The sequence below is a fragment of the Streptomyces sp. NPDC034111 genome, from assembly GCF_055575375.1.
This window is the reverse complement of record NZ_JBVIST010000006.1, coordinates 32,411-46,906: the sequence shown is the minus strand read 5'-3', so window position 1 is coordinate 46,906 and position 14,496 is coordinate 32,411. Positions and strand designations below refer to the sequence as shown.

Here is a 14,496-nt window from a genome sequence, read left to right as displayed (position 1 = left end):
CTCAGCCCTCCAGGAAGGCCGTCAGGGCGTTCGCCAGCAGGTACGGGTCCTCGGCGCCGCACAGCTCACGCGCCGAGTGCATGGACAGGATGGCCACGCCGATGTCGACCGTCGCAATGCCGTGCCGGGCCGCGGTGATCGGCCCGATCGTGGTGCCGCACGGCATCGCGTTGTTGGAGACGAAGCTCTGCCACGGCACCTCGGCGCGCTCGCAGGCCGCCGCGAAGATCGCCCGGCCGCTGCCGTCCGTCGCATAGCGCTGGTTGACGTTGACCTTGAGGATCGGGCCGCCGTTGGGCATCGGGTGGTGCCCGGGGTCGTGCCGCTCGCTGTAGTTGGGGTGCACCGCGTGACCGGTGTCCGACGACAGGCAGACGGTGCCGGCGAAGGCCCGTGACCGGTCCTCGTACGAGCCGCCGCGGGCGAAGACCGAGCGCTCCAGGACCGTGCCGAGCAGCGGGCCGTCCGCGCCGGTGTCGGACTGGCTGCCGTTCTCCTCGTGGTCGAAGGCGGCCAGCACCGGGATGGCGGTCAGCCGGCTGCCGGCGGCGGCCGCGGCGGTGAGCGCGGCCGTACCGGCGTGCACGGACAGCAGATTGTCCATCCGCGGGCCGGCGACCAGTTCGCGGTCACGGCCCAGGTAGGAGGGGGGCTCGATGCTGTGGACCATGAGGTCCCAGCCCTTGACGTCCTCGGCCGGGACACCGATCTCCTCAGCGACGAAGGAGATCAGATCGCCCTCGGCCACCTCACCCAGGCCCCAGATCGGCGTCATATGGCGCTGTTTGTCGAGCTTGAGGCCCTCGGAGTTCACCGAGCGGTCCAGATGTACGGCCAGCTGCGGCACCCGCAGCAGGGCCCGGTCGACATTGACCAGCCGGTGGCTTCCGTCGGCCAGTGTGACCCGTCCGCTCAGCCCCAGATCGCGGTCGAGCCAGGTATTGAGCAGGGTGCCGCCGTAGATCTCGACGGCGATCTGACGCCAGCCGCGGGCACCGGTGTCCGGAATCGGTTTGACCCGCAGATTGGGAGAGTCGGTGTGAGCCCCGACAATTCGGTAAGGAGTCGCCGGGCTCGCGCCCTCCGGCACGTACCAGGCGATGATCGCGCCACCGCGCAGTACGTACTTCCCGCCGCTCTCGCCGTCCCATGCGTCGACCTCCGCGACCTGCCGGAAACCGGCCTTCTCCAGCCGCTCCGCCGCGTTGGCGACCGCGTGGTAGGGCGACGGACTGGCGGCGAGGAAGGACATCAGGTCGTCGGTGTGGCCGCGATCGAAGCGGGCGGAGTTGGTCATGGATTCAGCATAAGGAGCCGGGCCCCGCATTCCCCTTGTGTGTGCGGTGCGACTCCGTTCCCTTCCGGCCACGATTTCTGCATTCCAGGCCGGAAACCCCACTGGAATGAACGATTCCGGTCGCGCGGGAACATGAGCTGTCCCACCGGCCGTACGCAGCGCGTCCGACGACATGACGAAGCCCGCCTCCCCGGGGGAAGGGAGGCGGGCAACATCAGTCTGGACGGCCAATCTGAGAGACCTCTAAGAACGCCGCGGGCGGACCCGCGGAAGACGCTCTTAGAACGCGGCCTCGTCGAGCTCCATCAGCGACTGGTCGACGGACTCGGCCAGCCCGCGCTCGACGCCGACGCCCGGCAGGACGTTGTGCGCGAAGAACTTCGCCGCGGCGATCTTGCCGGTGTAGAACGGCTTGTCCTTCGCCGAGGCGCCGGCCAGCTTCTCGGCGGCCACCGCCGCGCCCTTGAGCAGCAGGTAGCCGATGACGACATCGCCGGAGGCCAGCAGCAGGCGGGTGGTGTTCAGCCCGACCTTGTAGATGGACTTGACGTCCTTCTCGGTCGCCGCGAGGTCGGTCAGCATGGCGCCGACGATCGCCTCCAGGTCGGCGGCGGCCTTGGCCAGCTCGCCGCGGGCCTGCGCCAGCTCCTCGCCGCCGGTGTTGTCGGCGAGGAACTTCTTGATCTCGTCGGACAGCACGGTGAGCGCCTGACCCTGGTCGCGGACGATCTTCCGGAAGAAGAAGTCCTGGCCCTGGATCGCGGTGGTGCCCTCGTAGAGGGTGTCGATCTTGGCGTCCCGGATGTACTGCTCGATCGGGTACTCCTGGAGGTAGCCGGAGCCTCCGAAGGTCTGGAGCGACTGCGCCAGCTGCTCGTAGGACTTCTCCGAGCCGTAGCCCTTGACGATCGGCAGCAGCAGGTCGTTCAGGCGGTTCGCGGCGCTCGCGTCCTCGCCCGCGGCCTCCTTGATGAGGATCTCGTCCTGGACCGCGGCGGTGTAGAGCACCAGGGCGCGCATGCCCTCGGCGTACGCCTTCTGCGTCATCAGCGAGCGGCGCACGTCGGGGTGGTGGGTGATGGTGACGCGCGGGGCGGTCTTGTCGGTGAAGGCCGCCAGGTCCGGACCCTGCACGCGCTCCTTGGCGTACTCCAGCGCGTTGAGGTAGCCGGTGGAGAGGGTGGCGATGGCCTTCGTGCCGACCATCATCCGGGCGAACTCGATGATCATGAACATCTGGCGGATGCCGTCGTGCTTCTCGCCGATCAGCCAGCCCTTGGCGGGGTGGTTGGCGCCGAAGGTCATCTCGCAGGTGTTGGAGGCCTTCAGGCCCATCTTGTGCTCGACGTTGGTCGCGTAGACGCCGTTACGGGCGCCCAGCTCACCGGTCTCGAAGTCGAACTCGTACTTCGGGACGAGGAAGAGCGACAGGCCCTTGGTGCCAGGACCGTGGCCCTCGGGGCGGGCGAGGACGTAGTGAAGGATGTTCTCCGACATGTCGTGCTCACCGGAGGTGATGAAGCGCTTCACGCCCTCGATGTGCCAGGAGCCGTCCTCCTGCTTGACCGCCTTGGTGCGGCCCGCGCCGACGTCCGAACCCGCGTCGGGCTCGGTCAGCACCATCGTGGAGCCCCAGCCCTTGTCCACGGCGATCTTGGCCCACTTCTTCTGCTCGTCGGTGCCCTCGTCGAAGAGCACACCGGCGAACGCCGGGCCGGAGGCGTACATCCAGACCGCCGGGTTGGCGCCCAGGATGGTCTCGGCAAAGCCCCACAGGAGGGAGCGCGGCGCGGTGGTGCCGCCGATCTCCTCCGGGATGCCCAGCCGCCACCACTCGGCGTCCATGTAGGCCTGGTAGCTCTTCTTGAAGGTGTCCGGAACCGGCGCGGTGTTGGTGTCCGGGTCGAACACCGGGGGGTTGCGGTCGGTGTCGGCGAAGGACTCCGCCAGCTCGTTCTCGGACAGCCGGGCGATCTCGGACAGCACGCTCTTGGCGGTGTCGACATCCATCTCCGCGAACGGTCCGGTGCCGTACACGCTGTCACGGCCCAGTACCTCGAAGAGGTTGAACTCGATGTCGCGGAGGTTCGACTTGTAGTGGCCCATGGGTACGGCTCCGTAAGGGGTTCGGGAGAGGGCCCCAAGGGAGGGACCTCAGACGCAATACCGGCTAGTAGCCAAATGATGCTACCGGTGGGTAATAAGAATCAACCCCTTCCGCCCATCTGTGACGAGCGTCCCCCGGCGCAGGCCGGACTCAGTACGCTGTGGCGCATGTACGGCTACGACCAGAATGCGGGTGCCGGGCAGCAGCAGTACGGTGCGCCACCGCCCCCGCCGCAGCAACCGTCCCCCGGGGGCTATGGCGAGCAGCCGCTGTATCCCGAGCCGTCCCCGCCCTCGCTCGCCGACGCGGTGCGCGCCTTCACCACGGGCTCGATGTCCGCCGAGGACTTCCAGGGCATCTTCTCCACCTCCAAGGTCTACTGCCCGCGCGGCGACAACCCAGGCTTCCTGGCGCTGCACAACACCCAGCAGCCGGTGATCCCGATGTTCACCTCCCTTAAGGAGCTGCGGCGGTACGCGGGCAAGGAGTCCAAGTACTTCGTGATCACCGGCGCGGAGGTGCTCGACCTGCTGCCGACCGGCTATGGCTTCGTCCTCGACATGGAGGGCGACCACCGGATGGTCTTCGACGCAAAGGCCGTGGAGCAGATGGTGGACTTCGCGATGCGCCGGATGTACGGCTAGGCGCCCTCGCTTCATGGCCGGCTGACGCCTCCCTTGCATTGCCGCTAAACGCCCCGTGACCTGCGGAAACGTGGGCGGGAATGCAGCATGCCTTGCGGGTTGTTCAGTATTCAACTAAGTTGTGCGAACGACCGAGGAGGCCGTCATGCCCGCTGTGACCGTAGAGAACCCGCTGGCCCTGCCGCGTGTGGCGGCGCCGGCCGCGGCGCACACCCGTCCCGTACTGGCCGTCGCCACCGCTCCGAGCGGCTTCGAGGGCGAGGGCTTCCCGGTACGCCGGGCGTTCGCCGGCATCAACTACCGGCACCTCGACCCGTTCATCATGATGGATCAGATGGGCGAGGTGGAGTACGCGCCCGGAGAGCCCAAGGGCACGCCCTGGCACCCGCACCGGGGCTTCGAGACCGTCACGTACCTGATCGACGGCACGTTCGTGCACCGTGACTCGCACGGTGGCGGCGGCACCATCAACGACGGCGACACCCAGTGGATGACGGCCGGCTCCGGCCTGCTGCACATCGAGGCGCCGCCGGAGTCGCTGGTGATGTCCGGCGGCCTCTTCCACGGCCTCCAGCTGTGGGTGAACCTGCCGAAGAGCGACAAGATGATGGCCCCCCGCTACCAGGACATCGGCGGCGGCCAGGTCAAGCTGCTGACCTCGGCCGACGGCGGTGCGCTGCTGCGGCTGATCGCCGGTGACCTCGACGGCCACCGCGGTCCGGGCATCACCCACACCCCGATCACGATGATGCATGTGACCGTGAACCCGGGCGCCGAGCTGACCCTGCCCTGGCGCAAGGATTTCAACGGCCTCGCCTACGCCCTGGCCGGACGCGGTGCGGCCGGCGCCGAGGGCCGCCCGTTCCATATGGGGCAGGCGGTCGTGTTCGGTCCCGGTGACGCGCTCACGATCCGGGCGGACGAGACCCAGGAGTCGCGCAGCCCGAACTTCGAGGTCGTGCTGCTGGGCGGGTTGCCGATCCGCGAGCCGATGATGCATTACGGCCCGTTCGTGATGAACACCCACGCCGAACTGGCCCAGGCCTTCGAGGACTTCCAGGCCGGCCGGCTCGGCACGATTCCGGCCGACGAGCTCTGACGCCGGGCGCGACGGACCGGACGTAGGGCGGCGGGACCGGGCGTAGGGCGACGGGGCGGTGTTTCACGTGAAACACCGCCCCCGGTCAGCTCCCGGCCCCGCACCGGAGCAGGTGCCGTGGTGGACTGTCCGGGTGCGAAACGACTCGGATCACGACCGGAGCGGCGCCGAGGGCGAACGGCCGCTGCCCGGAAAGCCGTTGCTGCCGATCGAGGCCCGCCGCGCAGCGGCCTGGTGCGGGGTGGTGCTGCTGCTCGCTGCCGTGCTGGCCCTCGGGGTGTGGCTGTGCATCTTCCTGAGCGCGGCGGTCACGCCCGTACTGCTGGCGCTGCTCGGCAGTGCGCTGCTCGGGCCGCTCTACCGGCGGCTGGTGGCGATGAGGCTCAACCGTTCGCTGGCGGCCGGGCTGACCTGTGCCGTCCTCGTGCTGGTGGTCGGCGGCGCCGGATACATCGTCGTCAGTGCGCTGGTCGACACCGGGGACCAGATCATCGCCTCGCTCAAGGACGCCGCCAAGGGCCTGTCCAAGACCTTCGGCACGGCCGGTACCTCTCTCGACGACCTCGCCTCGCACGCCAAGCGCCTGGCCTCCAAGTTCGGCGGTGTCGCGGCCTCCGGTCTGCTGGCCGGCGTCAGCGTCGTCGGGCAGTTCCTCGCCGCGTCGGTGCTGGCCCTGCTGCTGACGTTCTTCTTCCTGCGCGACTCGGGCAGGGCGGTACGTGCGCTGCACGACTGGGCGCCCGGCGACTCGGCGCCCCAGCTCGAACGGATGGCCCGCCGCGGCTTCCAGGCCGTCGAGGGCTTTATGCGCGGCACCACCTTCATCGCGCTGATCGACGCCCTCTGCATCACCGTCGGACTGCTGATCCTCCAGGTCCCGGGCGCCGCCGGCCTCGGGGCACTGGTCTTCGTCGGCGCCTACATCCCCTACCTCGGCGCCCTCATCTCGGGCGCGGTGGCGATCCTGGTGGCCTTCGCAGACCGCGGCTTTGTGATCGCGCTGTGGGCGCTCGGCGTGGTCCTCGCCGTACAGGTGCTGGAGGGCCATGTGCTTCAGCCGATGATCCAGAGCCGTACGGTCCAGATGCATCCGGCGACCGTCATGCTGGCGATCACGGCGGGCGCCAGCCTCGCCGGGATCCTCGGCATGCTGCTGTCCGTCCCGCTGACCGCCGCGGTCTCCGGGGTGCTCCACGAGCTGCGCAAGCACTACGCCGCGGACTCGGACTCCGGCTCCGGTTCCGGTGGGGGCTCCGGTGACAGTGGTCCTGCCGCCTCCCCTGCCTCCTCGTAAAGCTCGAACCACGTCGACTTGCCGTCCCCGCGCGGATCCACGCCCCACGCTCCGGCCAGCAGCTCCAGCAGCATCAGACCGCGGCCGGAGGAGGCCAGTTCGCCGGGGCTGCGGCGGTGCGGCAGTTCATCGCTGCCGTCGGAGACATCGACGCGGATCCGCCGGGCGCCCCGCGGACCGGAGATCTCGGCGACCAGCAGCGCATCCCCGTCGGTGTGCGTGAGGACGTTGGTGACCATTTCGGAGACCATCAGCACCGCCGAGTCCACCTGGTCCGCATCGGCCCAGTCGTGCAGCACATCGCGGACCTGCCGGCGGGCCTCGGCGATCCGCTGCGGCTCGGCCTGCGCAATGGTGAGCACGGTGCGCCGTACGGGCTGCGGGCCGAGCAGATCACCGGTGCCCACCCCGCAGCCGGCGCCCTCGCGGCCGAGCAGCAGGAGCGCGATGTCGTCCTCGCGGCGGTCCACCAGCGGTCCGGTGGTGTGGTGCGAGGGCGGCCCGTGCACGGCCTGCACCAGGGCATCGGCCAGCCGCTCCAGGCTCTCGTCGTCTCCGCCGACCTCATGCGCCTCGATGATGTCGCGCAGCCGCGCCCACCCGGTCTCCAGATCGTGGCCGCCGGTCTCGATCAGCCCGTCGGTGCAGACCACCATGGTCTCGCCGGGCTCCAGGACGAGCCGGGTGGTGGGGTAGTCGGTGTCCGGGACGATGCCCAGCGGCAGCCCGCCCGCGGTGGGCCGGACCAGCATCGTGCCGTCGGTCAGCCGGATCGCCGGATCGGGGTGGCCGGCCCGCGCGATGTCCAGCAGCCCGGTCGCCGGATCCACCTCGATGTACAGGCAGGTCGCGAAGCGCTGGTCCTCGCCGTGGCCGCGGAGTTCGGTCTCGTTGATCCCGGCCAGGAAGCGGGAGGCCCGCGAGAGCACCGCATCGGGGTGGTGGCCTTCGGAGGCGTAGGCGCGCAGCGCGATCCGCAGCTGCCCCATCAGGCCCGCGGCCCGTACGTCATGGCCTTGGACATCCCCGATGACCAGCGCGATCCGCCCGGACGGCAGCGGGATCATGTCGTACCAGTCGCCGCCGACCTCCAGCCCGCCGCCGGTCGGCACATAGCGTGCCGCGACCGTCATCCCCGGGATGTCCGGCTGCACCGTCGGCATCATGCTGCGCTGGAGAGCCAGCGCCAGCTCCTGCTGTTCCTCCTGCATCCCGGCCCGGGCCAGCGCCTGGGCCAGCATCCGGGCGACGGTGGTCAGCACCGAGCGCTCGTCGGGGGTGAAGGCGACCGGGTGGGCGAACGCCGCCATCCAGGCCCCGATCGTCCGGCCCGCGTTGACCAGCGGCAGGAACGCCCAGGACGTACGGCCGAAGCGGGCGGCCAGTGGCCAGGTGGCCGGGTAGCGGCGGCGGTACTCCTCCGGGCTGGGCAGATAGATGGCCCGGCCGGTGCGGATGACCTCGGCGGCCGGGTAGTCGGTGTCCAGCGCCATGGCGCGGAAGGGGTTCTCGTCGCCGGGGCGGTGGCCGTGGTGGCCGATGACGGAGATCCGGTCGCCCTCGATCCCGAAGACCGCCAGGCCGTCCGGGATGAAGCCGGGCATGGACAGCCCGGCCGCCACCCGCAGCACCTCGGCCGTGGACCGTGCCTCGGCCAGCGCCCGCCCCGCGTCCAGCAGGAACGCCTCACGCGAGCGGCGCCAGTCGCCGGTGATCGGGGTGTGCGCCGCGGAGGTCCCGGGCTGCGGCTCGGGCACCTCCTGGAGGGTGCCGACCAGCTCGAAGTCGCCGTCGACGATCCGGGGCCGGGAGCGGGTGCGGACGATGCGCAGCACCCGTCCGTGCTCGTCCACGATGCGCAGCCGGGCCTCGGCCAGCGTCTCCTCGGACACCGCGAGCTGCACTATCCCGTTGATCTCGGCGAAGTCGACGGGATGAAAACGGGAGCGTACGGCGGCCTCGCTGAGCTCCACCGGCTCTGCGGGGAGCCCGAGCAGCCGGGCCGCTTCGGCATCGAGGGCCACCCGTCCCGAGGCGTTGTCCCAACGCCACAGGCCGGTCGCAATGGCGGCCAAGAGGTCCTTGGTGCGCATTGCATCACTTTAGGGGCGTTTGACGAACCTGGACCAGCTACTGGAACGTGACCAACGTCCCAGTCCAGGACCCCCTCGCCGGCCCCGGAAGCCGCTGATGCGTATATGTCAACGAAGAGGCGGGGGCCGGGACGGTAACCTGGAGCGGTTATGTCAATCCTGGGGTGGCCTTTCGGGTGCCCACTGAGGAGAGCGACCGGGCGTGAGAGCCCGTTTCCGATCCCCCTCCTCCGCTCCCGACAACTCCTCACCTCGACACTCGCGACGACTTGGATGAGCGATGCACCGGTACCGGTCCCATAACTGCGGCGAGCTCCGAGCCGCGGACGTCGACACGGACGTCCGCCTCAGCGGCTGGCTGCACAATCGACGTGACCTGGGCGGCATCCTCTTCATCGATCTGCGCGACCACTACGGCATCACGCAGCTCGTCGCCCGCCCCGGCACCCCGGCCGCCGAGGTGCTGGACAAGCTGACGAAGGAGACGGTCGTCCGCGTCGACGGCAAGGTCGTCTCGCGCGGCGCCGACAACGTGAACCCGGAGCTGCCCACCGGCGAGATCGAGATCGAGGCCGCCGAGGTCGAGGTCCTGGGCGCGGCCCAGCAGATCCCCTTCACGATCAACGCCGACGACGGTGTCAACGAGGAGAAGCGCCTGGAGTACCGCTTCCTCGACCTGCGCCGCGAGCGCATGCACCGCAACATCATGCTGCGCTCGGCGGTCATCTCGTCCATCCGCCACAAGATGACGGCCCTCGGCTTCAACGAGATGGCGACGCCGATCCTCAGCGCCACGTCCCCGGAGGGCGCCCGCGACTTCGTCGTGCCCTCCCGCCTCCACCCGGGCAAGTTCTACGCGCTGCCGCAGGCCCCGCAGCAGTTCAAGCAGCTGCTGATGATCTCGGGCTTCGACCGCTACTTCCAGATCGCCCCGTGCTTCCGTGACGAGGACGCCCGCGCGGACCGCTCGCCGGGCGAGTTCTACCAGCTCGACATCGAGATGTCCTTCGTCGAGCAGGAGGACATCTTCCAGCCGGTCGAGAAGCTGATGACCGAGCTCTTCGAGGAGTTCGGCGGCGGCCGCCACGTCACCTCGCCGTTCCCGCGCATCCCGTTCCGCGAGGCGATGCTGAAGTACGGCTCCGACAAGCCGGACCTGCGCGCCCAGCTCGAACTGGTCGACATCACCGATGTCTTCGAGGGCTCGGAGTTCAAGGCCTTCGCGGGCAAGCACGTCCGTGCGCTGCCGGTGCCGGCGGTGCAGGACCAGCCCCGCAAGTTCTTCGACCAGCTCGGCGACTACGCGGTGCAGCACGGCGCCAAGGGCCTGGCCTGGGTGCGCGTCGGCGAGGACGGTTCGCTGACCGGCCCGATCGCCAAGTTCCTGACCGAGGAGAACGTCAAGGTCCTCAGCGAGCGACTCGGCCTGGAGCCCGGCCACGCGGTCTTCTTCGGCGCGGGCGACTTCGACGAGGTCTCGAAGATCATGGGCGCGGTGCGCGTCGAGGCCGCGAAGCGCTCCGGCCACTTCGAGGAGGACGTCTTCCGCTTCTGCTGGGTCGTCGACTTCCCGATGTACGAGCGGGACGAGGAGACCGGCAAGATCGACTTCTCCCACAACCCGTTCTCCATGCCGCAGGGCGGGATGAAGGACCTGGAGGAGAAGGACCCGCTGGACATCCTGGGCTGGCAGTACGACATCGTCTGCAACGGCGTCGAGCTGTCCTCCGGCGCGATCCGGAACCACGAGCCCGACATCATGATCAAGGCCTTCGAGATCGCGGGCTACGACCGCGACACCGTCGAGGAGAAGTTTGCGGGCATGCTGCGCGCCTTCCGCTTCGGCGCCCCGCCGCACGGCGGTATCGCCCCGGGCGTCGACCGCATCGTCATGCTCCTCGCGGACGAGCCGAACATCCGGGAGACCATCGCGTTCCCGCTGAACGGCAACGCGCAGGACCTGATGATGGGCGCGCCGACGGAGCTGGAAGAGGCCCGGCTCAAGGAGCTCTCCCTCAACATCCGCAAGCCGCAGGTGAAGTAGGCGTCAGCGGACCCTGGGTACGCCGAGGGGCGGTGTTTCACGTGAAACACCGCCCCTCGGCGTGTGCGGCCGAGTGCTCCAACCGCACCACACGTGTGGCCGGGCTTGCGCACCACACGCACTGTGGTGCCCATGCAGCAAGCCAGCCTCCTCCCCGGTACCGCCCCCCTGGGCTCGCGGACCCGCATGGCGCACCTCGCCCCGGTCCGCGATCTGCGATGGCTCGTCGCCCTGGCCACGGCCTTCACCGCCTCCCAGCTCTATCTCGCCGTGGCCATGCCCGGCCTGGGATGGGATGAGACGGTCTACGTCAGCCAGGTCGACCCCCAAGCCCCGGCCGCGTTCTTCAGCGCCCCGCGCGCCCGCGGCATCACCCTCCTCCTCGCCCCGGTCGCCGCTCTGACGACCTCGCCGACCGTGCTGCACTGCTTCCTGGCGGTGCTCTCCGGCGCCGGATTCCTGCTCACCCTGTGCATCTGGCGGCGGCTGCTGCCCGCCCCCGTACCGGTCCTGGGAGGTGCGCTCTTCGCCGGTCTGTGGATCACCCTCTTCTACGGTCCGCAGGCGATGCCCAACCTGTGGACCGCCTACGCCACACTCACCGCCACCGGCTGCTTCCTGCTGGCCGTACGGCAGCCGCCCGCCCAACTGGCCCCGGGCGCCGGCCGGGGCGCGGCGGCCGGCCTTGTCGCCGCGGTGGCCGTGGCCGGGCTGATGCGCCCCATCGATGCCGTCTGGCTGGTCGTGCCGCTGTTCGCCGCGGCGCTGTGCGTACCGGCCTGGCGGCGCTCCACCGTGCTGCTGGCGCTCCCGGCCGGACTGGCCCTCGGGTGCGCCGAGTGGATCGTGGAGGCCTATCTGTCGTACGGCGGGCTGCTGCCCCGGCTGCGGCAGGCCGCGGAGATCCAGGGCGGGCTGGGCTGGCACCCGTCGTTCGGCGACCACGCCCGGGCACTCCAGGGGAAGACGCTGTGCCGCCCCTGCGAGCTGGCCTGGATCCATCCGGAGGCGGTGGTCTGGTGGTTCGTGCTGCCCCTGGCGGCTGCCGGGGCGGTGTGGGCGGCGGCCCGTGCCCGCGAGCCGGGAGGCATGCTGCACCGGTACGGGCCGGTGTGGCCGGCACCGCGCGGCCGTGCGCCCGGCTCCGGCCGTGGCGAGCTCGGCCTGGAGCCCGTACGACTGGGCACCCTCGGGCTGAACCCCGTACGCGCGGTCGGCCTCGGCCTCGACGGCGCGATGCACCGGTACGGCCCGGCCTGGCCGCCGTCGAGCCTGCGCGACCCCGGCGGCGCGCGCCATCGCTACGGACCGGGCCCGATCGCCCTGCCCGCCCTGGTCGGCCTGTGCCTCGCCGCCCCCTATCTGCTGATGGTGGACTACGCCGCCCCGCGCTTCCTGCTGCCCGCCTACGCGCTGCTGCTGATGCCCGCCGCCTGGTTCCTGTACTGGCTGACCCTGCTGCCCCGCCACCGGCACGCCTGGGCGGTCGCCGCCCTGGTCGTCGCGCTGCTGGGCCATGAGGCGATGCAGCTGGCGATCCTGCACAAGATGCATCAGGCGACCGTGCGCGCGCAGCACGACATCAGCCGCATCGCGGAGACGCTGCGTACCGCCGGGGTACGGCCGTCCTGCACGGTGAGTGGCGAGGAGGCGGTACGGGTGGCCTTCGAGATCCCCTGTGCCTCCCGGCAGCCCGACGGCCACGACACCAGCATCACCCCCGCGGGCCTGACCCGGCTGGGCACCCGCCACCCCACCGCCGTCCTCCTGGCCGCCGGGAGTAAACCACCGCCGTACGCCCGCGGCTGGCGCGCCGTCCCGCTCCCGCCGACCCCCGGCCTGAGGCGACTGAGCGCCTATGTGTCGCCGGCGGCCCGGCCATGACGCGCACCCGGCCGCTGGCCCCACGTGCACGGATACGCCCACGGACGGGCAGAAAGAGGCGCGCCCGCCCGGCCACCACGGCCGGACGGGCGCGCCCCGTGTACGTACGGGCTCAGCCCTCAGCGCCGCCGAAGCGCTCGCGGTAGGACTCCAGGTCCTCCTCGGTGATCTTCGCGAAGAGCACCGGCGGCACGGTGAAGGGCGCACCGGCCGGCACCGACGCCAGCGCCTTCGCCTCGTCCTGGGAGACCCACACCGCGGTGTCGTTCTCCAGCGTGAACGCGCGCCGCATCGCCTTCGCCGACGCCGGGATGAACGGCTCGGAGACCACCGCGTAGAGGTGGATCAGATTCATCGCGGTCCGCAGCGTCAGCGCCGCCGCGTCCTTGTCGGTCTTGATCTCCAGCCAGGGGGCCTTCTCCTCCAGGTAGGAGTTGCCCGCGCTCCACAGGGCGCGCAGCGAGGCCGCCGCCTTACGGAACTGGAGGGTCTCCATGTGGCCCTCGTACTCCGCCAGCAGCCCGGCGATCTCCTCGCCCAGCTTCTGCTCAGCTGCCCCGGCCTCGGCGCCCGCGGGCACCTCGTCGCCGAAGCGCTTCCGCGAGAACGACAGCACCCGGTTGACGAAGTTGCCGAGGGTGTCCGCCAGGTCCTTGTTGACCGAGGAGGAGAACAGCTCCCAGGTGAAGGAGGTGTCGTCCGACTCCGGGGCGTTGGCGATCAGGAAGTAGCGCCAGTAGTCGGCCGGCAGCAGCTCCAGCGCCGCGTCCGTGAAGATGCCGCGCTGCTGGGAGGTGGAGAACTTCCCGCCGTAGTAGTTCAGCCAGTTGAAGGCCTTGAGGAAGTCGACCTTCTTCCAGGGCTCGCGGGTGCCCAGCTGGGTGGCCGGGAACATCACGGAGTGGAACGGCACATTGTCCTTGGCCATGAACTCCGTGTAGCGGACGTCCTCAGCCTCGTACCACCACGACTTCCAGTCGCGGTTCTGCGGGTCGACGTCGGCCCACTCCTTGGTCGAGCCGATGTACTCGATCGGGGCGTCGAACCAGACGTAGAAGACCTTGCCCTCGGCCGCCAGCTCCGGCCACACATCGGCCGGTACCGGCACGCCCCAGTCCAGGTCACGGGTGATTGCCCGGTCCTGAAGGCCCTCGGTCAGCCACTTGTGCGCGATCGACGAGGCCAGGGTCGGCCAGTCCTTGCTGCCGTTCCCGTCCAGCCAGCCCTCGACCTCGTGCTGGAGCTTCGACTGGAGCAGGAAGAGGTGCTTGGTCTCCCGCACCTCAAGATCACCGCTGCCGCTGATCGCCGACCGCGCGTCGATCAGATCGGTCGGGTCCAGCACCCGGGTGCAGTTCTCGCACTGGTCGCCGCGCGCCTTGTCGTAGCCGCAGTGCGGGCAGGTACCGACGATGTAGCGGTCGGGCAGGAAGCGGTCGTCGGCGACCGAGAAGACCTGGCGGATCGCCCGCTCCTCGATGAACCCGTTCTCGTGCAGCTTGCGCGCGAAGTGCTGGGTCAGCTCGACGTTCTCCGGCGACGAGCTCCGCCCGAAGTGGTCGAAGTCGAGCCCGAAGCCCTCGTAGATCGCCTTCTGCTTGTCGTGCTGCTCGGCGCAGAACGCGTCGACGGACTGGCCCGCCTCCTTCGCCGCCAGCTCGGCCGGTGTGCCGTGCTCGTCGGTCGCGCAGATGTAGAGCACGTCGTGCCCGCGCTGCCGCATGTACCGGGCGTAGACATCGGCCGGGAGCATGGACCCCACCATGTTGCCCAGGTGCTTGATCCCGTTGATATACGGAAGGGCGCTGGTGATGAGGTGTCGAGCCATTGCCGGCTGCTCCCAAGTCGCTACGGTCAGTGAGGATTTGCTTTACGGAACGTCAATATCGTACTGGACGGGGTGGGGGCGGCGGCGCGGCCTTTTCCGGGGCCCGCGGAGGGTGCACGGAAGCGCCGGCAGCCAGGCGCGCACATGCCAGGCCCTGGGTCCGCCGGGCACCCGCTCCGGCTTCCTCACCTGGCCACTCACCGGCC

The 14,496-nt window shown here is 70.0% G+C and carries 9 protein-coding genes; 5 read left to right on the top strand and 4 right to left on the bottom strand.

Translation table 11 applies throughout. The features are described from left to right. Position 1: 1 nt before the first annotated feature. Positions 2-1,297 (bottom strand): M18 family aminopeptidase, encoded by a 1,296-nt coding sequence (locus ACZ55A_RS16650; protein WP_468840272.1) that lies wholly within the window; start codon positions 1,295-1,297, stop codon positions 2-4. Between the two features lie 279 nt (positions 1,298-1,576). Continuing rightward, positions 1,577-3,403 (bottom strand): acyl-CoA dehydrogenase, encoded by a 1,827-nt coding sequence (locus ACZ55A_RS16645; protein ID WP_468840269.1) that lies wholly within the window; start codon positions 3,401-3,403, stop codon positions 1,577-1,579. A gap of 168 nt (positions 3,404-3,571) precedes the next feature. Between ACZ55A_RS16645 and ACZ55A_RS16640 the strand changes: the two genes are divergently transcribed. From ACZ55A_RS16640 to ACZ55A_RS16630, 3 genes are all read left to right on the top strand, one after another. Continuing rightward, a complete protein-coding gene (locus tag ACZ55A_RS16640; protein ID WP_451442421.1) occupies positions 3,572-4,048 on the top strand; it encodes an SseB family protein in 477 nt (158 codons plus the stop codon). Positions 4,049-4,193: 145 nt separating this feature from the next. Further along, positions 4,194-5,147, top strand: a complete 954-nt coding sequence (locus tag ACZ55A_RS16635; protein ID WP_468840265.1) for a pirin family protein — start codon at positions 4,194-4,196, stop codon at positions 5,145-5,147. 133 nt (positions 5,148-5,280) lie between these two features. Next, complete coding sequence (locus tag ACZ55A_RS16630; RefSeq protein ID WP_468840263.1) at positions 5,281-6,441, top strand: AI-2E family transporter; 1,161 nt, start codon at positions 5,281-5,283, stop codon at positions 6,439-6,441. Here the strand turns inward: ACZ55A_RS16630 and ACZ55A_RS16625 are convergent. Next, positions 6,357-8,534, bottom strand: coding sequence for an ATP-binding SpoIIE family protein phosphatase (locus tag ACZ55A_RS16625; protein ID WP_468840261.1), 2,178 nt, complete (start codon positions 8,532-8,534; stop codon positions 6,357-6,359). The two genes, ACZ55A_RS16630 and ACZ55A_RS16625, sit on opposite strands and share 85 nt — an antisense overlap. Before the next feature lie 280 nt (positions 8,535-8,814). Between ACZ55A_RS16625 and aspS the strand changes: the two genes are divergently transcribed. After that, on the top strand, positions 8,815-10,578 hold the full coding sequence (aspS, locus tag ACZ55A_RS16620; protein ID WP_468840258.1) for an aspartate--tRNA ligase: 1,764 nt from the start codon (positions 8,815-8,817) through the stop codon (positions 10,576-10,578). Positions 10,579-10,710: 132 nt separating this feature from the next. Next, positions 10,711-12,462: a hypothetical protein gene (locus ACZ55A_RS16615; RefSeq protein WP_468840256.1), complete on the top strand. Its 1,752-nt coding sequence runs from the start codon at positions 10,711-10,713 to the stop codon at positions 12,460-12,462. A 112-nt stretch (positions 12,463-12,574) separates the two neighbouring features. Here ACZ55A_RS16615 and metG read toward each other — a convergent pair whose 3' ends face one another. Then, complete coding sequence (gene metG / locus ACZ55A_RS16610; RefSeq protein ID WP_468840253.1) at positions 12,575-14,290, bottom strand: methionine--tRNA ligase; 1,716 nt, start codon at positions 14,288-14,290, stop codon at positions 12,575-12,577. Between the last annotated feature and the right edge of the window lie 206 nt (positions 14,291-14,496).

Excerpts from the sequence above, each read along its gene's own strand:
- aspS (WP_468840258.1), top strand. The coding sequence starts at position 8,815 with ATGCACCGGTACCGGTCCCATAACTGCGGCGAGCTCCGAGCCGCGGAC.
- ACZ55A_RS16615 (WP_468840256.1), top strand. The coding sequence starts at position 10,711 with ATGCAGCAAGCCAGCCTCCTCCCCGGTACCGCCCCCCTGGGCTCGCGG.
- metG (WP_468840253.1), bottom strand. The coding sequence starts at position 14,290 with ATGGCTCGACACCTCATCACCAGCGCCCTTCCGTATATCAACGGGATC.
- ACZ55A_RS16645 (WP_468840269.1), bottom strand. The coding sequence starts at position 3,403 with ATGGGCCACTACAAGTCGAACCTCCGCGACATCGAGTTCAACCTCTTC.
- ACZ55A_RS16625 (WP_468840261.1), bottom strand. The coding sequence starts at position 8,534 with ATGCGCACCAAGGACCTCTTGGCCGCCATTGCGACCGGCCTGTGGCGT.
- ACZ55A_RS16650 (WP_468840272.1), bottom strand. The coding sequence starts at position 1,297 with ATGACCAACTCCGCCCGCTTCGATCGCGGCCACACCGACGACCTGATG.
- ACZ55A_RS16640 (WP_451442421.1), top strand. The coding sequence starts at position 3,572 with ATGTACGGCTACGACCAGAATGCGGGTGCCGGGCAGCAGCAGTACGGT.
- ACZ55A_RS16635 (WP_468840265.1), top strand. The coding sequence starts at position 4,194 with ATGCCCGCTGTGACCGTAGAGAACCCGCTGGCCCTGCCGCGTGTGGCG.